This is a genomic window from Rhizobium sp. TRM96647 (genome assembly GCF_025780115.1).
In the GTDB taxonomy this organism is placed as follows: domain Bacteria; phylum Pseudomonadota; class Alphaproteobacteria; order Rhizobiales; family Rhizobiaceae; genus Mycoplana.
Genome location: NZ_JAOXHF010000020.1, coordinates 13545 through 34619, shown reverse-complemented (window position 1 = coordinate 34619; position 21075 = coordinate 13545). Strand labels below are relative to the sequence as shown.

Below are 21075 nucleotides of genomic sequence, written 5' to 3'. Positions count from 1 at the left end.
TTCATTTCCTCCGCTAGCGGAATTTTTGGGCCTATCGCCCATAGTGCGAACAGCTTATGCCTCCGCCGGTTCCACGCTGAGTTAAAAAATTCCCGGCGAGGAACGTTTCCAGGCTTTCCCGTCCGAAGGGGAACCGTGATCGTCCTTCGGCGTTTCGGTTAAACGGAGGATTTATTATGGCAAAGCATAGAATTCCCAAGAGAGTTGTCGGGTACAAGGTGCCGAAGACGATTCGCAAATCTAAGATTCTTGCGGCATTGATTAGGAGCGATATTGGGCGGGGTATCCTCGCAAATGCGCTTACGGCCGGTGCTGGCGCGGCAGCGGCTGTCCTGCTTGGCGAGCGGGAGCAGATAGCCGACACGGCGCAGAAAGGTGCACGGAAGAGCGCCCGGGCTGCAGGGGTAGCCAGTGAGGCAATTGGAAATGCAGTGCATGCAGCAATTGAAGTTATCCAAGAGAGCGCACACGCGGCACTGCCGAAGAAAATCAAAAAGGATGCAAAAGGCGCGTCGCAAGGAGGCGCGTAATGAGACGGACCCTCAGCGAGGCGCCGCCGTGCATTAAGTGGGGCGTCGCCACCGGCCAAACCTAGTCAACTGGAACGCTTTTTTTTGCGCCACATGGGCAACACCGTGAAAAGCCACGCCGCCGCTGCGGCACTTGCTCGCGTGGTGACGCGTCTTTTAAAGCGCCACCCCTTGGTAGCAATGGAGCTCTTTGCTGTTGGACTCAGTCGAGGGGGAAGCGTCGCGCTTCAAGAAATTTGGTTGGATGCGAACCGCAAGCGCGGTGTTCTTTCTGAACGCAGGGTCTACTCTGTACCTCGGGTTTCAGGCCGGCCCGTCGATATAGACGCTGGCAACTCAAAATAAGTGCCGCATCTACATCGACCTCCCGTTAACTGCGTCACGTGCATCTACAACTACGATGAGTGTGCCCAGACCGTCGGCTATCTCGATTGACAGGAACTTTGTCTTTCGCCCGGCCGCTAGATCGTCCGCCATCATTTCAAATAAGCTCGCTCTAGCGTCGACTTCGGCTGCCTGTACATCTTCGAACTCGATCCCCTCGTGATCGGTTTCAACGCCATCAGTCGTCCTGACATGAAAATAGTAACGGCTCATCTCGCGGCCTCCGCCATGGCCTCCTTAAGGACCTTTTCTCACCCCTCAAATCCGTCCGCGAAGTCTTTGTTCCACCGGCAATTCCGCATAAAGTCCCTGAAATGAAATCTGCGGACAGCATAGCAACACCTGCGATGCCAGCACATGCCAAGGTCATTCCAATCGCGGCAGCGTCCAAACCCAGGTTTGATGCGTGGAGAATATATACCGTTCCGGCTACGCTGTTCAAATAAAACCAGACGTGGAGGCAAAACGCATAAGGCGCGAGGACCCGGTGCCTGTACACCCAAGCGATTCCCTCCCGCAGGTCGGCGAGGATCGATATCTGCTCGGTTGAGCGCTCCCTGGCAAATTGGAAACACGTAAGAGCAGCAGCGCCGAAGTGCCATAAGTGCGGCATTGGCGAGCATTGCAAGCGGAGCGCCGGCGAGACGAACGAGAATTCCGCCCAGCAAAGGCCCTAATGTCTGTGCGAGGGTATATGTCTGGCTCAGTTTGACATTGCCAGCAGCGAGCAGGTGCGGCGGAAGAAGGTCGGCCGTATATGACTGGTGGGCGCCCCCTTGCAGTACCGCAGCCGTGCCGAGAAGGAAGACGAGGACGGCCAGCAAGGCGGGGGTGAGCAGTCCCAACATTGCCTGTACCGCGGTAATGGAAAGAAGGCAGCTGTTAGCGGCATCCGTGGCGATCAGCAAGGACCGCCGGCGCAAGCGATCAACGACAACGCCTGCCATGAGGCCAAAGAGCAGCAATGCAAGGCCCCTCTTGATCATCTTGTGCATTGCGCCTGAATGCCAGAAGAGTATGAAAACGATATGTTCGTGGTAGCAGGGCAGACCCATTGCCGGTCGAGGCCGCCGGTACCATTCGGTATCGGCGCTGCAGGCGTATCAGGCCAGCAACTGATAGCGACGCTAGACCAACGCGCGTGAACGTGCTGAGCGTGGTGCAGGCTCGCAGCGACATTGATTGCCGCCGCGAGCCGCCTTCTTAGCTCAGTGGGACCACAACTATGTGGAAGGAGCTCGGACGCTGATCTTCTAAGCCATCGACCATCCGGTGCCTGATGTGCGACTCGGTGACATAGGCGGTTCCATCGTCAGCAACCGTAAGGTTGACCGGGCTTATCAGCCCTTCCGCAATCACCTCGATATTGCGTTGACCGGCGGCAAGCGGTTCGGCAATCCGCAGCACCCGGCCGTTACCCGATTGCACGGCGCTTTCGAGCAGGATCAATGACCCGTCCGGCGCAAACCGCATGCCGTCCGGATTCTCGATTCTTCGTGGGAGTTCCAGTTCCCGCAGGGTGCCATTCTCGTAGAGGTAGAGCCGGCCAGAGCTGAAATTGCCGATTGCGACCGTTCCGTTGTCGGCCCGTGCTATACCGCCTGCGCCGATGCCGGTTTCATCGGTCAGCCGGTGATCCTGCAGCACGGTTTCGAATTCCGCGCTGCCGCGAGCAAGGCGCAGCAACCTCCCGCCGTTGCTTTCGGTAATCAGAATGGTGCCTTCGGGCTCGACCGCAATATCATTGGTGAAGCCAAGCGTGAGCAGCGTGGTCTGAAGCACCTCGCCCGTATTCGCATCCAGTGCAAAGATGCGCGGTGTGCGGGGTTCTCCTTCCGGAAGGAAATCGGGGGAAGCACCCCAAAGTACGTTGCGTTCTCTGTCTAACCGAAGCGATGTGCCCGCAAAAATGTCCGGCGCCCCCTCATGTAGCTTCGACCATTCGCCACCTGGTGAGCGTCGCAAGACGCCGCCTTGGGTGATCTGACCAACATACAGCGTGCCGTCACTGGCATGGGTTATGCCGTTCGGATAGACACCACCCTCGGGCAAGGCGATCCGTTCCAGGCGATCAGACGAAGTACTGGCATTTGCAGCCCCCACAGTCAGCAGCATCGCGCAGCCGAGGGATGTCAATATTTTGATCATGCTTGGTTCTCCTTCCGTGGTTGATTGGGGTCTAGGCTCTGTGGCCTGGAATGGTGTAGCCGCCATCGATCAGGATATTTTGGCCCGTCACAAACCTCGCGGCGTCTGAAGACAGCCAGACGACCACATCCGCGACGTCCTCGGGCGTCCCCAGACGACCGGCAGGCGTGTGATGAATGAACGGGCGGGTGGCGTCGTTGTCGGCTGCGGCGAGACGGAACATTGGCGTGTCGATTATGCCGGGATTGACGTTGTTGACGCGGATTCCATCAGGTGCCCCCTCCTGCGCGAGCGCACGGATCATCCCGTCAAGCGCCGACTTCGACGCCGAGTAAGCCGACGACCCAGGAAATGCGCCATGGGCCAGCCATGAGGACGTGTTGACGATCGATCCGCCTTTTCCCGCGCGCATGGCGATCATCTGATGCTTGCAGCATAGCCATACCCCCTTCAGATTGACCGAGATGGTCGCATCGAAGTCGGCTTCGGTCATGTCCTTGGCCCGCAGGAAGCTGCCGAGAGTGCCCGCATTGTTAAAGCACGCGTCGATGGCGTCGAATTTGTGAAGCGTCGTTGCCAATAAGTTCTCAACATCGACATTGGCCGAGACGTCGGTTGGGACAATCAGTGAAACAGCGCCGTGGGCGTCGACAAGCTCGGCGGTCTCTTCCAGCGCACGCGTTTGGCGACCGGCAAGAACGACTGCGCGAGCGCCAGCCCTGGCATATGCGACCGCTGCTGCGCGACCAATGCCGGAACCGGCTCCCGTGACCAATGCAATGCGACTTGCTAAATCCGACATTCAACTCTCCTTTCAACCGATGAAAGGGGAGATGGGCGTCTTTCTCCTGACAATTAATGGGCTATTATGCCATCAACTGATGCTGCACTAGCAACAATAAGGGCTTGGTATGGAAAGGCCATTGGCGAGCGAGAGCCTGACGGAATTCGTCATGGTCGTCCGCAAGACAAGTTACGTAGCCGCTGCCCGCGCGCTTGCCCTCCACCCCTCGGTCCTCAGCCGCCGGATCAAGGCGCTCGAAACTGAAGTGGGGGTGCGCTTGCTGAACCGCGACACTCGTAATGTGACGCTGACCGAAGCAGGCACAGTTTTTTTCGAGCACGCAATAGACGTCCTTTCCCGACTCGACGACGCCCGCGCTGCCGTATCGCGCTACGCGGACCAACCGGCCGGCATGCTGCGCCTCGCCCTGCCGAATATATTCGGCCAGACCCAGGTCGCGCCGCGCCTACCAGCCTTCATGCGCACTTATCCGCATCTACGCTTGGATCTGCACTTCAGTGATCATGTCGTCGATCTTGTGAGCGACCGCTTCGATGCCGCCGTGCGTATCGGCGCCAGCGAAAGCGGCGGCGATTATCGGATCAAGAAGATCGCAGAGAACGACCGTTTCCTCGTAGCCTCTCCGTCTTATGTCGAGGCCCACGGAAGCCCTATTCACCCGGACGAATTACAATCACACCGCATGCTGCACTTCTCTACCTTCGTTCATGGTGCGCGCTGGCGATTCAGCGGACCAAACGGTTCCGCGGACGTCTCAGTCGATCCAGTCTTGAATTCGGACAACGTCGCGGCATTGTATCATGCAGCTCTCGCCGGCCAAGGTATCGCCATTCTTGCGGGGTTCATCGCAGGACCCGACATCGAGGCCGGTCGGCTGGTACCGGTGATGGAAGAATACAAGCCCGCGCCCAGCACAGTCTCGGTCATCTATCCCCGCGCACCGATCGTTCCAAGAAAGGTCCGAGCGTTCATAGACTTTATAAGTGCAGAATTCTCTGCCTAGGCGCCGACTAGCTGGTGCTCGCGCACCATCGGCCTCGTGTTGCAATTGCCGTGAGCTAGCGCTGCAAACCTCGCGATCGTCGTAGCGATTGGACCAGACGTCCGCATTTCACATCTAAATAACCAAAAGCGGCCAGGAAAGGAATCCACTCATGCCGGTCATTTGGTAGTTATGGGTTCACAGCCTAAAGAGGTGTTGGAGATACATCCATGATCAATTCCCTGATTGCCAATCTGCGTGCTCGCGATGTCGTCACCAATCACGAGGAGGACCTCTTGCGTTCAATCGCCGTGCGCGACCGACGATTTTCCATAAATGAGGATCTCGTGAAGGAAGGATCGCGGCCAACTTTCAGCACTTTGCTCGTCGATGGATTCGCTGCGCGCTACAAAATCGTCGACGATGGTTCGAGACAGATTACCGCCCTCCATATCGCTGGTGATTTCGTCGATTTACATGCCTTTCCATTGAAGAAAATGGACCACGGGATTTTGGCTTTATCGCCCTGTCATGTCGCTCTGGTGGATCACAGCGATTTGCTGAGGGTGACTGAGACGGAGCCGCATTTGACGCGGCTGTTATGGCTCCTGACGCTCGTTGATGGCGCTATTCATCGCGAATGGATCGTCGCCATGGGCAGGCGCTCGAAGAAATCTCATTTGGCTCATTTGTTCTGTGAACTTCTCGTTCGGCTGAATGTCGTCGGTCGCGTCACCGAGGGCAGCTTTTCATTTCCGCTGACGCAGTATGAAATGGCCGATATTCTAGGGATTTCGTTGGTTCACTTGAACAAGACATTGAAGTTACTCCGCAGTGAGAATGCGCTCCAGTGGACGCAGCGGACCGTCACCGTCCTTGATGCGGATCGTCTTGAGAAGTTAGCCGAGTTTGATCCGGACTACCTGAACCTGCACCGAGAACCGCGATGAGACGTTGTTCGGAGCTGGCCAGTATGTCGATCAAGCGGAGATGCCCTGCGAAGCAACGCAACTGATCGCGGCGTGCCGCCGTTCTCCATCGTTTTGCGTACGTGCTCACTTCCGCCGTCTAAACGACGCCATAAGCATTGTCTTAATTACGGTAGGATTGTGCTGCCCCTGCGAATAAAGCCGGATGATGGCGCTTCCTAGAGCCTCTGCCGCTTCACTCTCGCGAGCAAGGTCGCACTCCTCCAAACAGCTGTCAAAGATAGATTGAAGAGTATTGAGGTCGTTGGGATCAAACATTTTATTGTGTCTCTTACTACCCGGAAAAACGGGATAGCCAGCCGCGTCGTAGACGAAGGAGGTAGACATTCAAGCTCCCCTCTCCCAGTTGAGGCGAGAACTGCCACCTCCCTGTCGTTCCTGCCAGATAGTTGGAACCGATGATGGAGTTTGTACCTCCACCGCTATCGCGTCCATTAATTTTGACATGTTTGGCGGTCCTTCGTTCAACATGATAGGAGAACGACCGGGCGGCCCACGGAGGCATCCCGGACTGACTACGCTGGGCGCGTCACCAGAGCACCACTTGCCAGCGCCAGTCGCCCGGGGAACCAACTTCCGCTCTCGCAGTTGAATTCTCCGAAGGAGTTCAACATGACCAGCAAGCCCATTGCGATTGCCGTTATCGTAGCGATCATCATGACGATCGCGGGTGTGGCTGCATTTTACTTTGTGGGGCCAATTCTGGACCCAAAAGAAATATCGTACACGACAGGGCCAAGCCACATCTCACTCGCGTTAGACGAACCGCGAGATCCCGGAGCTGTCGCGGGCGGTCGCTCTCCTTGAAACAATTTCAGTGGATATTGCCCTATTGAAAGGAGAGCTCGGGCCGAAGGATCCCAAAAAGCCTGTCGAAATTCCGCCCAGGGAAACACCAGACTCCCTGCGGACATTCCGGACCACCCCGGCGAGGAACCCGGCCGGACGCCGTTCCTCCAGTAGCTTCCGACCTTACACCGGTTCCGAACGAGGAAGGTGCGTGCGAAGATATGGCATCCGCAGGCTTCGGATATCTAGGTTCAGAAGCAGGCGGGGTTCTCCGACCGACGCGATCGGCCTGCAGGCAACCCGTCGTCACAGGGATCTCAGGAGGGCAGCAAGCGCGGTCCGCCGAAGCCGCGGTCATCGCCAATCAGGTCACGGACCGCGAGCATGAACTGTTCCTCGGCCTTACCGGCCGGCCACAACCCGATGGCGCCGGTCAGTCCCGGAGTGAGGCCTTCGGGAACTCCGCCCCGGCCGACGGGACGAAGAGGGCAATCTCCTCGGCGCGCTGCATGCGCGCGTCCATGGCCGCGACCAGCTTCGCCTGCTTTTCATACTTCTTCCAGGCAAGCCGGTGGCGAAATAGTTCGCCTCGTCCCAGGCCAGTTGCAGGCGGCGATCGCGTCGGGCAGGTGCGTCTCGCCAGAGCCCGGCGCTGACGGCTGCGAAGAGGTCGGCGCTGAGCCGGATTCGGTCGCCGAGCGCCCATTCGTGCGTGTCGCGCAGGATCCGAGCGCCGGGTGACGCCCGCCTCGATCGGCACGGCGATCGGCCGAACAGCCGGCGAGGTCGCGGCCCTGCGCGCGCAGCGGCCGCTTTTCGGCTCGCGAACCCCGTCAGTGCCGCCAAGCAAGGCGCCACGGGCGGACGGCCGTAGCAGGCGGGTATGAGCCCGTTCCGCACGCCGGATTCTGCGGCTTTTCGCGCTGTCAGACGATGGTGCTCCAGCTCGACCGCGACGCAATCGTGCGCTGGGCGAACCTCAGCACCGGCGTGGTCAAGACCGCGATCGATCAGCTATTTGAAAGGGACATGATCGCGCTGATGAAGCCGGTCAAGGCCTTCAGCCAAGCCGTGCGGGCTGCGAAGTGAGTAAGACCGGGCTCGACCGCCAGTCTTCGATCAGGAATCTGGCGGCCTCGCGGTGCTGCATCTTTCGCGAAGCTTGAGCTCTCCAGCGTGCAGCCATGGTCCATCTTATTTGGTCCATGAGTGGTATATCGCACAGAAGGACGAAAGTTTGGCCATACCAAATGAGGCACTCGAGCTATTTCACCGTTTGGGGCGGATCGGGATTTTCGTCCGGGTTCGGGACGGGATCTTCGTCTGGAAGTCTCGGCGGATCAGGTTCTTCGACCGGCGGGGCCGGATCGATCGGCGGTGGTTGTGGCGGCGGGATATCGTCGCCGGGGTTCACAGGCAGGCTCATGGCAGGGGCTCCTTTCCAGAGGGGCAACTCCCTCATGGACGAGGATGTTCCGGTTTCATTTCGAGCAGACATAGATGCCAGCCTCAACTGCGGCGTCGACGAACGCCTGGCGGGCAGCTTCCGGCGGGAGATTCCCATCTAATACGTCAAAACAGATGCGGCGTGCGGCTGCTTGGGCGGGCCCGCCGTTTTTCGGCCACCGCACCATCAAGCATTCCACGGCTTCCCGCGTGCTCGTCACAACACGATAGTGGCCAATTTTGCGAAGCTCAATTTGAACCGGCTCGTCCCACAATATTGCATCCATCGTCAGCCTCCTATCGCCTCGCATGCCTAAGTGGCAAAACGGGCGGCGGGGAATGTAGTTCCAATTAAGACAGGTCTATAGCGATACTTGCAGCCGACATCGACGACTTCATCGAGCGGGCGCGTGCCGTCTGCCGCTGGCGCACATCCGTGTGGTCGTGATAGCTCATACGGGTCGGGTCGTGATGATGAACTTAATCGTTGTGCCCATGGCATGCTGCTGTAGCGGACCTTGTTTCCGGGACCAATTGCTCGGCAACTCCAGGCATCTATAGTCAGGCAGACGCGACGTTAGATGACCAATCACTTCGTTTCGCGAAGCCGGTCACTGAACATTGGACGACTTGCCCCCCATGTCTGGTACGATATCGTCGCGCTCACGAAGGAGCCTAAAACATCAGTGTGTCGCTAGACCAATCCGTTCATCGTCGAGCTCTAACCGAACCCCGACGCTCCAATACCGTCGATCAGGGGATGGCTGGATGCTGACATTGCGCGAGGTCTCCAGGATCAGCGAGACCAAGGTCAGCATGTATTGGCTAGCGCGGCCGCCCCGAGGCAAGCTGCAGCCTTCAACCGCGCGATGCGCACCATTCGACATAGAAAATGCATCGGTACGATAGAGCGAACGTCAGCGCTGCGACTGCCGGATACCTGGTGAGAACATTTTGTGTCGCGGGCCGATTGAGATGTGGGCCGGGGTCCGGTGTTATGATCCTTTGCAGGCGACGGGCCAACTTGCTGACCGCCGCCTTGGATGGATCGTCGAGTTCAAGTATTCACGGCCTTCGGTCTGGGACTTCCGCCGCGACGCTGGTGATGAGCCCGTCAAATTTCCCTCAGTGGTCTTCATCGACCACAATGGCTTTCTTCGTTCCCGCCATGCCTCCTAGCCAGGCAGCAATGGCCCCAATCGCCAGCGATAAAAACCCGGCAATTGCCGCTGTGGATAGGGTGGTAGCAGCCACCTCCGCAGCGCGCGCCGCTTGCTGCTTTGCTTCCTCAACAGCCGCGCGATAGCCTTCTTCATATCGCTGGACTTGCGTACGGGCCTGATCCAGCGGGATATTCTGGGCTCGAGCCACGGCATCGGCCGCCCTATTGCGAGCGTCTTCGGCGTTCGCTTCATCAGTCGTAATTGCTGCGCGAACAGCTGACACGGCAGCACTACGAAGCGATTGCGGATCACTCCCTCCACTAGCCTCGCGTATTTGGCGTTCGATTGCACCAAACGGATCGGCAGTGTTTTCCACGGCAGGAGCAACTGCGGTGGCGACTGCGGTCGCCACTTGGCCAGCGCCGCCGATCAACGAACTGAGACCCTGGAACGCGCCGCCAACCAGCGTACCGACGGAGGTGGTCAGCAAGTAAAGTATCACCAAGGTGGTGGCCGCCCAGGTCGTCAGGCCCTGATACCCGCCGGTAGTGCTGCTTGGCCTTCCCGAAAGTCGTCCTGCCACGTAGCCGCCCACAAGCGAAGCAAGAATGCCGGCTCCGATGAACCAGATGCCTCCCGCAATCGAAAATGTGCTCGCTTCCGGGTTGTCCGAACCCGCCGGATCGAGAACGGCAAATCCTATGCCGACACCGAGCAGGTTCAGGAGAAGCTGCGTTGCCAGCGCGACGACTACACCTGCAAATACCGCTCCCCACGAAATTCGATTGAACGCTGCGGTGGCTTGCGAACTGACGTGGGCAATGCCTGTTGACGAACTTCTGACGTTTGCGATTTCTGACATGAGAGCCTCCTTCGCTACATGCATATGCGCCGGCATTTGTCCAACGAGATAAGGCCGCAAGAGGCGACCTAGGGCGCTTCCTTCGCGTCACTCCTGAACGGGCTTGATCGCGCTGACCGCGATGTCTCCCGAGATAACACCTCTTTGAACATCCGTACGTCCACGTTCGATTTCGATGACAGTGTAAAGCTTTTCTGACCTGAATGAACTTGCGGCTGCCGTGGTCACATCTCCCGCTGGAGCAGCATCGACTTCCATGAAGTCCAATTCGCGCGCAGCCGCGACGATCCTGGCATCACCGGTCGTGCGAGCTGCCACCACAACCTTTCCTTGTTTTGGAGAGTTCTGCCAGCGCGGGTCGTCGGGCGCGGCGACGGGTGCAAGCAAATAGATATTGAGCGGTTCGCCGACATCCTTTAGCGCAATCGTTTCCGCGTCCATCATCTGCGCTTTGCTTTCGACCGAAGACCCGAAGGACGAATCGCTCGTGCCAGTGTTCTTTGGCTCATTTCCAACTCTGGACGCGTTTGACATACTACTTCTCCCTTTTCGAAGTGCTCAACAGCGCCCCCCTCAGTTCGATCCCGGAAGTCGCATCGCCGTTCGCGCGCTTCACATCAGTCGACTTCCAAGGACGACATCCACGGGGGTCGCCGCAACTGAACATTTACGCAGCTTCTGCGTTCGGCGCCGACAAGGCGAGCTGCGTCAACTTCTTATTGGTAGCCTCTTCTTCCGAAAGGCTCTGCTTCAACAGCCGTACGCATATGGACCAACTTATTGGCCGAGGCGACTAACGTGCCGTACCTCGCGATCTCATAATGTTCAGCCGCTTGCGCGGACGAAATCAGGCCGGCGTCCAGCGCAGGGGAGTCCTTAAACTCTTCGATAATCTCCTGGCCTTCAGAGATGATTCCCTGGATAGCTTCGCACGTCTTACCTCGTGCGGGTTCCGGATCATCTCGAACACCTCTTCAAGCCGCTCGACTTGACCTTGGGTCTCGTCTCGGTGCTGGAGGAAACCGGCTCTACCTTCCTCGAATTGCGTGGCACGCGCGATCTTAGGCAACGCCTTCAAGATCTGTTTGTCCGCATAATAGATGTCCTTGAGCTTATCCAAGAACAGGTCGTCCAGTGTCTTCTGGCCGGGCATGATCAACAAGTTCCTCCTGAAGGACGAAAGTTTCCGTGTAGAAACCCGGGAAGAGGGTCCTTGTTCCCATCCGAAATTTCGATTTGAGCGTCGGCACGGACCTCTCCTGGTCAACCGCTGTTTCTCCAGAAAAGCCGAGCTGGAGAAGCGGACGAGAGGCCTCGGTCAATGTGCACGACGAGGTGGAGCCACATCTGTTTGGATGCAGCGCAGATCATGTTCGCGGCGTAGTGTAGCTGGGTAGCGGAGGTCACCAGTGTTTTTCCGGTAGAGTCGGGTTGTTCAAGCACAGACGGAAAGGCCACCGATGACTGACGGCATGCTGAACCTGCGCTCACTCGTTGAGAAAAGCGCCAACTCGCGGGAAAGTGTCGGAAAGCTAAAGGTAACCGAGGAAACCGGTGTATCCGTTCAGGCAACGGCCCTTGGTGCGGTCGATCTTGGATACAAGGTGATCCTGCTAAAGGAGTCCGCAGTATGGCCGACCAACGCACGACCCTGCTTTGGAGCTTCTAGGAAATCGGCCTCTCCGTTCAGATGGAAGTGATGTGCACCGAGCAGTGGCTCTCCTCCGCTGAGGAATGACCTCTGCCTCAAGCGCTTCCTGATGAACCGGGCGATGTCCGCTATGCGCCAAAGGCCTGAAATATCGAACCGCGATTGTTGCACTCCCGATCCCTATCCATTCCTAAAGGCACGATCGGTCCGGCAAGGGGAACAATCTCCGTTGCAGACGATTTGGCCTTTACGCCGAGCGACACGTTCCCTCGCGCGTGACGGAATCCTGGGACCCTGCTGCGGAGCACCATCCATGTGCGCGTGAAATTTTGAGGCAACGGCAATGAAGGCACTGACATGGCACGGCAAGCACGACATTCGCTGCGAAAGCGTTCCCGATCCGAAGATTGAAGATGGCCGGGACGCAATTATCAAGGTGACTGCCTGCGCCATCTGCGGTTCCGACCTGCACCTCTTCAATGGCATTATGCCCGAGATGCACAGCGGCGACGTCATGGGGCACGAGACCATGGGAGAGGTCGTCGAGGCCGGCAAGGATAACAAGAAGCTCAAGGTCGGCGACCGTGTCGTGGTGCCCTTCACCATCGCCTGCGGCGAATGCTTCTTCTGCAAGAGCGGGTTCTTCTCGGGCTGCGAGCGCTCCAATCCGAAGCCGCAGAAGGTCAAGGAGATGTGGGGTAATTCGCCGGCCGGCCTCTTCGGCTATACACATCTTCTGGGCGGCTATAGCGGCGGTCAGGCCGAATACCTGCGCGTGCCCTACGCCGACGTTGGCCCGATCAAGGTGCCCGATGGGCTGACGGACGAACAGGTTCTCTTTCTCTCGGATATCTTCCCCACCGGCTACATGGCAGCCGAATTCTGCAACATACAGCCCGGCGACACCATCGCGATCTGGGGGTGCGGGCCTGTGGGCCAGATGGCCATCAAATCAGCCTTCATCTTGGGCGCCGAACGGGTGATCGCCATCGATACAGTGCCCGAGCGGTTGACGCTCGCCGAGGCATCCGGCGCGGTCACGCTCGATTTCATGGACAAGGACATCTATGACGAGGTCATGGAACTCACCAACGGGCGGGGTGCGGACGCCTGCATCGATGCGGTCGGGACCGAAGCCGATCCTTCGGCAAGCTGGGATTCCCGGATAGATCGCATCAAGGTCGCCACCTTCATGGGAACCGACAGGCCGCATGTTCTGCGCGAGGCGATCCAGTGCTGCCGGAACTTCGGAACGGTCTCGATCGTCGGCGTCTATGGCGGTTACCTCGACAAGATCCCGATGGGCTCGGCGATCAATCGCGGCCTGACCTTCAAGATGGCGCAGACACCCGTTCAGCACTACCTGCCGATTTTGATGGAGCGCATCGCGAGGGGCGAGATCGACCCCTCGTTCGTCATTACCCACCGTGCGCCGCTGGAGGAGGGGCCGGAACTCTACAAGACGTTCCGGGAGAAGAAGGACGGCTGCATCAAAGTCGTCCTCAAACCTTGAGGAGAATGACGATGAAACATCCCCCATCAGCCAAAGGACTGGCGGTCGTAACCGGGGCATCGAGTGGTATCGGTCTGGAACTCGCCAACATCGCCGCCGGCAAGGGCTATGATCTCATCATCGCCGCTGACGAACCGAAGATCGCCGACATGGCAGTACATTTGCAGGACCTCGGCGTCTCGGTCCAGGCGGTGGAGACCGACCTCTCCACCACCGACGGTGTTGATCGCCTGACGGAGGTCATCGAGGCCGATGGACGTTCGGTGGACCTCCTTATGGCCAATGCGGGACGTGGGCTTGGCAGGGGCTTCCTCGACCAGGATTTCGCAGAGGCCCGCCGCGTGATCGACACGAACATCGTTGGTACGGTGTATCTCGTCCAGCAGGTTGGCCAGCAGATGCGGTCGCGCGGTTCGGGGCGAATCCTGCTGACGGGTTCGATCGCAGGCTTCATGCCCGGCACGTTCCAGGCCGTCTATAACGGCACAAAGGCGTTTATCAATTCGTTCTCCTTCGCCCTGCGGGAGGAACTGAAGGATACGGGCGTCACCGTGACCTGCCTCATGCCCGGGGCGACCGATACGGAGTTTTTCGAACGCGCCGATATGTTGGACACCTCGATCGGCCAGTCGTACAAGGACGATCCATCCTTCGTCGCGAAAGTCGGCTTCGATGCGATGTTGGAAGGCGATGGGGACGTCGTTTCCGGGTGGAAAAACAAGCTGATGTCTGCTGCGGCCAACGTCACGCCGGCGGAGACCTTAGCGAAACAGCATCGCAAAATGGCCGAACCGGGTTCCGGCGAATAAGCCGAGGAGTAGGCCTTCTACTGCGCTGAGGAAACAGAAAAGGACTCCATCATGGGCGAAGTTGTTGCCGTACAAATGAAGGCTCACTGGAGCATGCCGGTCAGTATCACTACCCCGCAACGGTTGATAAAGGTCGTTCGGGGACCAGAGGAAGCGCACGCCGCGTTGATGCATGCCTGGCCGGACGGCGTGCATCGCGATCGATTTCTGAGCGCAAAACGTGCGTGCATTGCTGCCCTTTGTGGCCGACAGACCCCGCAGTATGCGCGGACAATGTTTGTGTATGCCTGCCAGGAAGCGCGTATTCCGTATCGTGAAGGAAATTTACCCCTCTAGCCTGCCGGCCGCTCCAGCAGCTATCTTCTGCAAAAGTGAAGCCGGCGGGAGGCCCGCCGCCGTGCGGTTGCCCCATTTGGCGGAACGGGCGCCTCCGGAGCTTGCTCTCTTGAAGACCAGTTGCATCGCCCTTGCTGGCATCCGGCCTCAAGGCATGAAGCAACGAAGTCCTCGCGAGCGACCGCAAGCGGCGTGCCGCGGTACGAGCGGATCGCCTTACATCCTCCGATCCTGTAATCACAGTCGGCTTTGCGCTCGCAATCCCGGTACTGGTTCGATCGGCTTGCGACGGCGCGTACTGACCTCTGGCATCGTCTCGCTTTTTCATCGCGTCAGATGGACCCCTGCGTTCAGAATCCTGGTTGCTCTCGACGACAGCATCGCGATCCATATCCGGATCGTCCTTGGCAGGCAGATATCCGCGACCGATTGGATTCCGGTCCCTCCCACCGTGGGGACTGATCGGTCGTGCCAGGTGCTCCATCTTTCGGTCTGTCCATACCCATGATCGTTCTCCTTCTAAGAGGGGAACCGGCAAACCAGGTGGAAGTTTCCACGTTCGATTATTGGGCCCAAGCGATTGGCACCTCACGTGGGGGAAGGACAAGCAAGATCCATTGCTTGGCAGAAGATCGCGCCATACGATGCCGACAGTTTTCGAGCTTGGCTTGGCCCGTATACAGGCGGTCATCCCGTCGTCGGGGGCACGAATGAAGGCCTATCCGCTCGATCGCAGCGCATACAAGCGAAGAAATGTTATTGAGCGTCTGTCCTGCAGGCTCTTTCAAGGACCGAATCGCGCGAGACATTGGGTTGGCCGAGCTGCGCCGTTCATGCGCCAGCATGGACAGCTACCACAGAGCGATCGGCGCCTGGCGGGGCCGCCTGAGGGAAGGACGGGTTTCTCTTACCACCGTCCCTAATCGCAGTCATCGACGCCCGACGCAACGACCGAAATGCGGGCGCAGTGAAGACTTGCGGTTTGAACTCCTATTGGCCCCATTGTCGTCATGCCGAGCTCGAACGGCTCCGACCAGCCCGCATCACAATTTGACCAATTGCTTTCCGAAGTTTTCTCCTTTCAACATCCTGACAAGGGCGTGGGGCACAGTCTTGATCCCTTCGGCGATATCCTCCTTCGTCTGGAGCAGTCCCTGCCTATGCCACGCCAGCAGATCGGAAAGTGCCGATTGACACTCGGCCTCGTGGTTCGAGCAGGAATCCTATATCCGGGCGCGGGTGATGAGCGTTTTCCTAAAGTGCCCTAGGCCGATATCGGGCTGGTCGAAGCCGTCTGCCAGAGCGATCGTCCCAACCACCACCACCCTGCCGAATGTGTTCAGGTTTGACATCGCGGCGCCGTGAATGGGGCTTCGTATTGTCGATGAACACATCGCCTCTTTGGAACATGCCGCGGCAACAACTGCAACGAGATCGCTCGAGGTGCGATGATTGATGCCCGTCCGGTATCCCAGCTCCCTGCATCATTTCAAACTTCGAGGGCCGTGAGACACGCTTGAATCACTGGAAAGGGCTATTCCCTCTTGCCGGATTTCGTGGTCGCCCTGGACATCGAGGAAACCCGGCTCGTGCGGCGGCTGCCGGATCACGAACCCGTTGGGCAGTTGGTCTTTGCATTCTACGCCGAGCACCGCCACATTCCGCAGAAGATCTGAGTGTTCATTAACTTTTTGATCCAAGTCTTCGGAGGCAGAAATAGCGGATAGGACGGGAATGATGCGCTCCCTGTGACGCAACTGCGATTATTGTGTGCGTCATTGCGTCATGTCTACTTTGTAACCATCAGCGAGCTGCAACGCGATGACCAGTATGAGGACGCGTCTCCCGCCTCAGCAATAGCTAGGCTCAGCAAACAAGATTGACCACACCAATCACGTAAGCCGTCAGTTCGCAGAGCTTACACCGAAGCTTCTCGAAGGCGCCACAGGGCAGACGAACACAACGGGCGTCTCGCGACGGAACATCCGGTTCACAAGCCAGTTCATAGAGCGAACAAGGAGGATCAGCGCGATGCCCATCACCAAGAATTTGCAAGACCCGCTTTCCACGCCTTTGGACCCTGCATTCAATCCTGAAACGCACGGCCCGGATGATGCAGCCGATTTGACCGAACGTATCAGGCAGCGTGCTTTCGAGATTTGGGAACAGGATGGCATGCCAGAAGGTCGACATGAGGAACATTGGCTGCAGGCCGAGCGGGAGATTCGCGGAGATAACTTTGCCAGCGACGCTCTGCCGCCAGCAGACGAGCGATGACAATCATCACCTGCGATAGCTGGCTGAGGAGCCCCCAGATGTGGTCTGCCTTCAGGAGTTAAAGGCGACGGACAACAAGTTCCCGTGGCGAGCAATAGAAAAGGCAGACTACCTGGCCGTCTGGCATGGCTAGAAGAGCTGGAACGGTGTCGCGATCTTGGAGAAAAGGACATGGAGCCTTACCTCACGCGATATAGGACCGGGGAGGCAGCCATATCCGATATATCGAGGCGACCGTCGGCGGGGTGCTGCCCATTGGCAACCCCGCACCGGGCCCGAAATTCGAGTCGACTTAACGAATTCGGGCGAACTCCTGCGACTGGACATTCCGGCCGTGCTGATCGGCGACTTCAACGTCATGCCCACGGACGTCGACGTATACGCGCCCGAGCGATGGCGGGACGACGCGTTGTTCCGACCTGAGGTCAGAGAGGCGTTTGCAGAACTACTGGCTCAAAGGCTGACCGACGCGATCAGGCATTTCCATCCCGAACATCGCCTCTATATCTTCTGGACATACCGGCGTGATTCCATCGAGCGCGATGCGGGGCTGCGCATCGATCACGTCCTGCTGAGCCCGTTGGCCCCGCCCTGGCTGCGAAAGGCCGTTCAGCGACAGCCGAGAGGGTGGCCGACCAGCGACCATGCCCCCGTCATCATCGAACTCGATGTGCCACGCAGGGACCTGCTGACATAACCTACGATCCCGGGAGGATCTCAGAAGCTTCGTCCGGTGTCCAGAAAAACAGGTAGATCACTGCGATCATTGCCGTAACGATGGTATCACGAAGCGGGTCGCTGCGGCGGTCGCCTATCGGCGTGTTGGCACCAAATTTTGCAACGTCCTCTACGGACTTGCCAGAGGGATTGGGCAAGGTCCAGACTGGCCCCGGAGCACTGCGTTGATGCGAATTCCCTTTTCGACAAGCTGCGCGCCGAGGGCGCGGGCAAATGCGCGTATTCCACCCTTAGTCATGGAGTAGTCTGGCAGTTCCTTCGACCCCCTTTCAGCTGCGTGACCGAGCCTGTGTTGATTCTCGCAGCCCGTTGTTCGTGTACCGCGGCCTTCGCGTCTCGTCGAATGCACATCCGACAGGTCCTCAATATAGCGGGTATGCAGCTGGAAGGCGGCCTTATTGACTAATACGTCCAGTCCGCCGAGCTCCTTGACCGTCTGCTCAACCGCCGTCTGCAAAACGCCGAGTCCTTCACGTCGCGTTGATCACGACGCATCTCGCGCCTTCCTTCTCGACCGCCGCGCGGGTAGCCTCCGCGTCCTCACGCTCGTCGAGATGGATGTTGGCAGGGTCAGCTCTCCCGACGCGAGAAGGGTTGCAACCGACCTGCCTAGCCTCGAATCGCCGCCTGTGATGAGGGCCACCTTCAGCTTCTTGGAGCCACATTAACGGAGTGTCGAACATCGGCTGAATCGGCAGCGCCTTTTCGGATCCGGGCCTTTTCTGGTGGACCTTCGGCAGAGGCGGGACAGGATAGCTCGCGCGCCGGCTTGCCTGACCCCGCCTTTTACGCTGGCATAGCGAATGCAACAGTTCGGCTATAGCCGTCGGGACGACATGGACGTAACCGTCTGCAATACACTTCAGCCCAAGGATTTCCACTTCGTCCAGGTCTTTCAGGGAATAGCCATCTCAATGCCTCCTTCCGATCGTTGATAAAATCGCAACGAGGCGGATGAAGACAAATTTCCAGATACGCTCCCCAGAGGAAACCGATGGGAACCCGAAGAGCGGTTCGGAGGTTTTGGAGAGAGAAACTGAGAAGGACCGATCGCATGAGACACAAACTTTTGGCCGAAGACGCGGGCGAGCGGGTCTTCATTCTTGTCCTGGAGGCTGGAGAAGAAGCCTTCTCGAGTATCAGAACGTTCGCGAACGAACAACGGATCGCGGCCGCCTCAGTTACCGCAATTGGCGCATTCCAGTCCGCCACGATTGCGTTCTTCGAGTTCGGGACAAAGGAATACCGCAACATTCAGGTTGACGAGCAATCGGAGGCCCTAAGCCTCATGGGAGACGTCGCGATTGCAGACGACGGGAGCGCGAGCCTGCACCTGCATGCGGTGCTGGGTCTGTCGGACGGTAGTACGAGGGGCGGACATTTCGTTGAAGGACAGGTTCGCCCAACTTTGGAGGTTGTCATCCGGGAGACGCCCGCCCGATTGCGCCGCAAGCACAGGCGCGACCTTGGTCTGGCCCTCATCGATCTCGACTAGATTTAAGCGTTGCGGCGAGATTGTGTTTCGAAGTGCGGCAATTCCGCGTGACGTGATCACTGGCCTGCACTGCCGTCCACGGATCCGCTAACGGCCTTCGCGCCCGGATCGCTCGCCCAAAAATATGTGGCCACGGCCTCGATGTCGCGTTCGTCCAGATTGGCCGCGACCTTTGTCATCAGCGCGCGATGGGGTCCGCCTCCCCGTTTTTCTTCGACCAACAGGCGAAGCTGGGCGGCGAGATAGGCCGCAGGCTGTCCGGCGAGCCTCGGATAGGCGGGATTGGCATTTTGCCGGTCGTGACAGGACAGGCAAGCTGGAACGCGCCGTTCGGGATCCCCGGATCGTGCGATCCGTTCACCCCGACCGATCTCCTCCGACGGTGTCGCGGTATTCACTCCAGTCGCGGTCCGGTCCGCAAAATGCGCCGCCAGCGCCTCGCGCTCCTGCTCGTTCAGCGACTGGATAGCGACGGCCATGACGCCGCTCGGCCGCGTTCCCTCCGCATAGGCCGCCAGACTATCCCTCAGATAGGTCTGTGATTGGCCGTCGAGACGGGGGATGAGGCTGTCACGATCAAGCCGGTCCGGCGCATGGCAGCCGTTGCACGTGTCCAGCACCCGCTCCTGGTCGCGGGACTGATGGGCTGCGTGGCCCGCAAGGCGTCGATAGGATGCGGCATCGAGTTCCGGATAGCGCCGGAGAAAGGCCACCATGGCCCAGACCTCGTCCTCGCGCTCCGCGACGGGCCATGATGGCATGCCCGTGAAGCGCACCCCATGCTGCACGATCTGGAAGAGCTCGGCGTCGGTCCAGGTCGGGATGACCTGCTTCAAATCAGGCGGCACCGGCAGCATGCCACGGACACTTGCAGGCGGAGGCATCGCCGGCGAACCGTGGCAGAGGGCGCAGCCGCTCTCGAAGTGCCCCGCCGCCATCGGCAGCATGCCATCGTGGAAGGACGGAACGTCGGCGCCGATCGCCGCGGTGCGGACAGAGGATCGCATCGCCCAGTGCAGGAACCAGTCGGTGACCTTCCAATGGCCGGAGCTTGCGCCGATGCCGATCACGCCGGACCAGGCAATGACCAATCCAGCCAGCGGGGCTCCGACAACCAGGGCGGCAATATGCTTCAGTCCGATCACCATAGCGGGTCCTCGCGCGCAAGCTCGACTTCGATCCGGAGCACGCCGGAAAGAAGAGCGACCCCGCCGATGAGGTAGGACGCGGCTCCCACGACGAGCATCACCACGCCACCGATCTGCTGGTCGGACGACGCATCGAGCGGAATGCCGAAGCAACTGACCTCCTGCCCGCCATAGAGGGGGCGTGGCGCAAGGGCGAGCAGGACGCCAAGCAGTGTCATGTGCATCGAGGTGAAAAGAAGCCCCATCGTGCCGGCCAGCCGCCCCTCGCCGTCACGCCCTGGCCGAAGGCAGGCAATCCAGAGCAGCAAGCCAGCAACGAGAAAACTGAAGAGTTCCAGCACCGAGACGTAAGCGCTGGCATCCGCCATCGCCCGGAGTGCCGGAACGTGCCAAAGCCAGACCACGATCAGTTCGACTACCGATGCGAGGATGGGGGTCATCCAAACGTCTTTCCGCGGGATCTTGAGCCCCGTGCCGATCAGGCCGTAGGCGAGAAGCGGTGCTGCCACGGCAACGGTGCCCATATGCAGGACCATGTGCACGGTGAACGAACCGCCGTCGAAGGATGCGTAGAGCACGACAGGCAGGATCGCGAGCAACAGACATCCGGTGACAAGCGCAACGGTCCTCATGGCTGGCACGCCTCGATGAGGACCAGGGGAATCGCGCCAAACATCACGGCGACGAAGCTGAGCCCCGACAAGAGCAGCGTCGCGAAGCCCTGGAACAGCAGCCGGTCCTCGCGGGTCGGCGCGTCGTGCGGTGGATCGCCGCTGCCGAACCCCCATTGGCGCCACGCGAGCCAGGCCGAAAGCACGATGCCGGCAAGGGCAAGAAGCGTGATCAGAACGAGCAAAAAACGCATCTGCGCGAACGAGATTGGGGCCGCCCCGGCCTTCTCGCAGTAGATCGCCACGGCGATATAGCACGCGAGGAAATGCGCCGCCCAGATGGTCGGTCCAGTGAACAGCGTCCAAAGGCTCTCGACTTCCTTGGGGAACAACCGCATC

Annotated in this window: 23 protein-coding genes and 2 pseudogenes; 12 read left to right on the top strand and 13 right to left on the bottom strand. The window is 59.1% G+C overall.

Translation table 11 applies throughout. From position 1 onward, the window contains the following. The first annotated feature begins 176 nt into the window (after positions 1 to 176). Positions 177 to 530: a hypothetical protein gene (locus OCK02_RS24295; RefSeq protein WP_263815270.1), complete on the top strand. Its 354-nt coding sequence runs from the start codon at positions 177 to 179 to the stop codon at positions 528 to 530. A 354-nt stretch (positions 531 to 884) separates the two neighbouring features. Here the strand turns inward: OCK02_RS24295 and OCK02_RS24290 are convergent, their stop codons facing one another. From OCK02_RS24290 to OCK02_RS24275, 4 genes are all read right to left on the bottom strand, one after another. Beyond that, positions 885 to 1127 carry a DUF6894 family protein gene (locus OCK02_RS24290; protein WP_263815269.1) on the bottom strand — a complete coding sequence of 81 codons (243 nt, stop codon included), beginning with the start codon at positions 1125 to 1127 and terminating at the stop codon, positions 885 to 887. 38 nt (positions 1128 to 1165) lie between these two features. Continuing rightward, the gene (locus tag OCK02_RS26290) at positions 1166 to 1861 is read right to left on the bottom strand and encodes an MFS transporter (RefSeq protein ID WP_412178920.1); all 696 of its coding nucleotides are present in this window, start codon (positions 1859 to 1861) and stop codon (positions 1166 to 1168) included. Between the two features lie 256 nt (positions 1862 to 2117). Continuing rightward, the gene (locus tag OCK02_RS24280; RefSeq protein ID WP_263815267.1) at positions 2118 to 3062 is read right to left on the bottom strand and encodes a hypothetical protein; all 945 of its coding nucleotides are present in this window, start codon (positions 3060 to 3062) and stop codon (positions 2118 to 2120) included. Between the two features lie 31 nt (positions 3063 to 3093). Continuing rightward, positions 3094 to 3864 carry an SDR family NAD(P)-dependent oxidoreductase gene (locus OCK02_RS24275; RefSeq protein WP_263815266.1) on the bottom strand — a complete coding sequence of 257 codons (771 nt, stop codon included), beginning with the start codon at positions 3862 to 3864 and terminating at the stop codon, positions 3094 to 3096. Between the two features lie 121 nt (positions 3865 to 3985). Here OCK02_RS24275 and OCK02_RS24270 point away from each other — a divergent pair, with 121 nt between their 5' ends. The 4 genes from OCK02_RS24270 (at position 3986) to OCK02_RS24255 (ending at position 7716) form a co-directional block, all read left to right on the top strand. Continuing rightward, positions 3986 to 4870, top strand: coding sequence for a LysR substrate-binding domain-containing protein (locus OCK02_RS24270; protein ID WP_263815265.1), 885 nt, complete (start codon positions 3986 to 3988; stop codon positions 4868 to 4870). A gap of 209 nt (positions 4871 to 5079) precedes the next feature. Then, complete coding sequence (locus OCK02_RS24265; protein ID WP_263815264.1) at positions 5080 to 5799, top strand: Crp/Fnr family transcriptional regulator; 720 nt, start codon at positions 5080 to 5082, stop codon at positions 5797 to 5799. 651 nt (positions 5800 to 6450) lie between these two features. Beyond that, the gene (locus OCK02_RS24260; RefSeq protein WP_263815263.1) at positions 6451 to 6645 is read left to right on the top strand and encodes a hypothetical protein; all 195 of its coding nucleotides are present in this window, start codon (positions 6451 to 6453) and stop codon (positions 6643 to 6645) included. A gap of 915 nt (positions 6646 to 7560) precedes the next feature. After that, positions 7561 to 7716, top strand: a complete 156-nt coding sequence (locus OCK02_RS24255; protein WP_263815262.1) for a hypothetical protein — start codon at positions 7561 to 7563, stop codon at positions 7714 to 7716. A 175-nt stretch (positions 7717 to 7891) separates the two neighbouring features. On the opposite strand, the gene OCK02_RS24250 is transcribed toward OCK02_RS24255, so the two are convergent. From OCK02_RS24250 to OCK02_RS24230, 5 genes and pseudogenes are all read right to left on the bottom strand, one after another. Further along, on the bottom strand, positions 7892 to 8053 hold the full coding sequence (locus OCK02_RS24250) for a hypothetical protein (protein ID WP_263815261.1): 162 nt from the start codon (positions 8051 to 8053) through the stop codon (positions 7892 to 7894). A gap of 55 nt (positions 8054 to 8108) precedes the next feature. After that, positions 8109 to 8360: a DUF982 domain-containing protein gene (locus OCK02_RS24245; RefSeq protein WP_263815260.1), complete on the bottom strand. Its 252-nt coding sequence runs from the start codon at positions 8358 to 8360 to the stop codon at positions 8109 to 8111. Positions 8361 to 9198: 838 nt separating this feature from the next. After that, entirely contained in the window at positions 9199 to 10098 is a 900-nt protein-coding gene (locus OCK02_RS24240) for a PhnA-like protein (protein ID WP_263815259.1), read from the bottom strand. A gap of 87 nt (positions 10099 to 10185) precedes the next feature. After that, entirely contained in the window at positions 10186 to 10632 is a 447-nt protein-coding gene (locus OCK02_RS24235) for a hypothetical protein (RefSeq protein ID WP_263815258.1), read from the bottom strand. Between the two features lie 133 nt (positions 10633 to 10765). Then, positions 10766 to 11251: pseudogene (locus OCK02_RS24230) on the bottom strand (ferritin-like domain-containing protein). A gap of 841 nt (positions 11252 to 12092) precedes the next feature. On the opposite strand from OCK02_RS24230, the gene OCK02_RS24225 reads away from it, so the two are divergent. Genes OCK02_RS24225 through OCK02_RS24215 form a run of 3 tightly spaced genes read left to right on the top strand, consistent with a single transcriptional unit; the run spans position 12093 to position 14407 of the window. Then, positions 12093 to 13262, top strand: coding sequence for a zinc-dependent alcohol dehydrogenase (locus tag OCK02_RS24225; RefSeq protein WP_263815257.1), 1170 nt, complete (start codon positions 12093 to 12095; stop codon positions 13260 to 13262). Between the two features lie 11 nt (positions 13263 to 13273). Then, the gene (locus OCK02_RS24220; protein ID WP_412178915.1) at positions 13274 to 14071 is read left to right on the top strand and encodes an SDR family NAD(P)-dependent oxidoreductase; all 798 of its coding nucleotides are present in this window, start codon (positions 13274 to 13276) and stop codon (positions 14069 to 14071) included. 51 nt (positions 14072 to 14122) lie between these two features. After that, positions 14123 to 14407 carry a DUF982 domain-containing protein gene (locus tag OCK02_RS24215; RefSeq protein WP_263815255.1) on the top strand — a complete coding sequence of 95 codons (285 nt, stop codon included), beginning with the start codon at positions 14123 to 14125 and terminating at the stop codon, positions 14405 to 14407. Between the two features lie 310 nt (positions 14408 to 14717). Here the strand turns inward: OCK02_RS24215 and OCK02_RS24210 are convergent. After that, a pseudogene (locus OCK02_RS24210) lies at positions 14718 to 14913 on the bottom strand (hypothetical protein); the annotation flags it as partial. A gap of 1038 nt (positions 14914 to 15951) precedes the next feature. Here OCK02_RS24210 and OCK02_RS24205 point away from each other — a divergent pair. From OCK02_RS24205 to OCK02_RS24190, 4 genes are all read left to right on the top strand, one after another. Next, positions 15952 to 16083 (top strand): hypothetical protein, encoded by a 132-nt coding sequence (locus OCK02_RS24205; RefSeq protein WP_263815254.1) that lies wholly within the window; start codon positions 15952 to 15954, stop codon positions 16081 to 16083. A gap of 355 nt (positions 16084 to 16438) precedes the next feature. Beyond that, the gene (locus OCK02_RS24200) at positions 16439 to 16684 is read left to right on the top strand and encodes a DUF2934 domain-containing protein (RefSeq protein ID WP_263815253.1); all 246 of its coding nucleotides are present in this window, start codon (positions 16439 to 16441) and stop codon (positions 16682 to 16684) included. 154 nt (positions 16685 to 16838) lie between these two features. Continuing rightward, positions 16839 to 17381, top strand: a complete 543-nt coding sequence (locus OCK02_RS24195) for an exodeoxyribonuclease III (RefSeq protein ID WP_318530155.1) — start codon at positions 16839 to 16841, stop codon at positions 17379 to 17381. Between the two features lie 1095 nt (positions 17382 to 18476). After that, positions 18477 to 18917: a PPC domain-containing DNA-binding protein gene (locus tag OCK02_RS24190; protein ID WP_263815251.1), complete on the top strand. Its 441-nt coding sequence runs from the start codon at positions 18477 to 18479 to the stop codon at positions 18915 to 18917. Between the two features lie 56 nt (positions 18918 to 18973). Here the strand turns inward: OCK02_RS24190 and OCK02_RS24185 are convergent, their stop codons facing one another. From OCK02_RS24185 to OCK02_RS24175, 3 genes are read right to left on the bottom strand one after another with little or no spacing between them, the layout of a single operon-like run. Beyond that, positions 18974 to 20065 carry a c-type cytochrome gene (locus tag OCK02_RS24185; protein ID WP_263815250.1) on the bottom strand — a complete coding sequence of 364 codons (1092 nt, stop codon included), beginning with the start codon at positions 20063 to 20065 and terminating at the stop codon, positions 18974 to 18976. After that, a complete protein-coding gene (locus OCK02_RS24180) occupies positions 20059 to 20697 on the bottom strand; it encodes a cytochrome c oxidase assembly protein (protein WP_263815249.1) in 639 nt (212 codons plus the stop codon). Before OCK02_RS24180 ends, OCK02_RS24185 begins: the two co-directional genes overlap by 7 nt. Continuing rightward, positions 20694 to 21074: a hypothetical protein gene (locus tag OCK02_RS24175; RefSeq protein WP_263815248.1), complete on the bottom strand. Its 381-nt coding sequence runs from the start codon at positions 21072 to 21074 to the stop codon at positions 20694 to 20696. Before OCK02_RS24175 ends, OCK02_RS24180 begins: the two co-directional genes overlap by 4 nt. Position 21075 lies beyond the last annotated feature (1 nt).

Bases quoted from the DNA above. Each gene is read 5' to 3' on its own strand.
- OCK02_RS24190 (WP_263815251.1), top strand. From the start codon at position 18,477: ATGAGACACAAACTTTTGGCCGAAGACGCGGGCGAGCGGGTCTTCATT.
- OCK02_RS26290 (WP_412178920.1), bottom strand. From the start codon at position 1,861: ATGGCAGGCGTTGTCGTTGATCGCTTGCGCCGGCGGTCCTTGCTGATC.
- OCK02_RS24225 (WP_263815257.1), top strand. From the start codon at position 12,093: ATGAAGGCACTGACATGGCACGGCAAGCACGACATTCGCTGCGAAAGC.
- OCK02_RS24200 (WP_263815253.1), top strand. From the start codon at position 16,439: ATGCCCATCACCAAGAATTTGCAAGACCCGCTTTCCACGCCTTTGGAC.
- OCK02_RS24275 (WP_263815266.1), bottom strand. From the start codon at position 3,864: ATGTCGGATTTAGCAAGTCGCATTGCATTGGTCACGGGAGCCGGTTCC.
- OCK02_RS24295 (WP_263815270.1), top strand. From the start codon at position 177: ATGGCAAAGCATAGAATTCCCAAGAGAGTTGTCGGGTACAAGGTGCCG.
- OCK02_RS24235 (WP_263815258.1), bottom strand. From the start codon at position 10,632: ATGTCAAACGCGTCCAGAGTTGGAAATGAGCCAAAGAACACTGGCACG.
- OCK02_RS24290 (WP_263815269.1), bottom strand. From the start codon at position 1,127: ATGAGCCGTTACTATTTTCATGTCAGGACGACTGATGGCGTTGAAACC.
- OCK02_RS24260 (WP_263815263.1), top strand. From the start codon at position 6,451: ATGACCAGCAAGCCCATTGCGATTGCCGTTATCGTAGCGATCATCATG.
- OCK02_RS24220 (WP_412178915.1), top strand. From the start codon at position 13,274: ATGAAACATCCCCCATCAGCCAAAGGACTGGCGGTCGTAACCGGGGCA.
- OCK02_RS24185 (WP_263815250.1), bottom strand. From the start codon at position 20,065: ATGGTGATCGGACTGAAGCATATTGCCGCCCTGGTTGTCGGAGCCCCG.
- OCK02_RS24245 (WP_263815260.1), bottom strand. From the start codon at position 8,360: ATGGATGCAATATTGTGGGACGAGCCGGTTCAAATTGAGCTTCGCAAA.
- OCK02_RS24255 (WP_263815262.1), top strand. From the start codon at position 7,561: ATGGTGCTCCAGCTCGACCGCGACGCAATCGTGCGCTGGGCGAACCTC.
- OCK02_RS24265 (WP_263815264.1), top strand. From the start codon at position 5,080: ATGATCAATTCCCTGATTGCCAATCTGCGTGCTCGCGATGTCGTCACC.
- OCK02_RS24240 (WP_263815259.1), bottom strand. From the start codon at position 10,098: ATGTCAGAAATCGCAAACGTCAGAAGTTCGTCAACAGGCATTGCCCAC.
- OCK02_RS24180 (WP_263815249.1), bottom strand. From the start codon at position 20,697: ATGAGGACCGTTGCGCTTGTCACCGGATGTCTGTTGCTCGCGATCCTG.
- OCK02_RS24175 (WP_263815248.1), bottom strand. From the start codon at position 21,074: ATGCGGTTGTTCCCCAAGGAAGTCGAGAGCCTTTGGACGCTGTTCACT.
- OCK02_RS24280 (WP_263815267.1), bottom strand. From the start codon at position 3,062: ATGATCAAAATATTGACATCCCTCGGCTGCGCGATGCTGCTGACTGTG.
- OCK02_RS24250 (WP_263815261.1), bottom strand. From the start codon at position 8,053: ATGAGCCTGCCTGTGAACCCCGGCGACGATATCCCGCCGCCACAACCA.
- OCK02_RS24215 (WP_263815255.1), top strand. From the start codon at position 14,123: ATGGGCGAAGTTGTTGCCGTACAAATGAAGGCTCACTGGAGCATGCCG.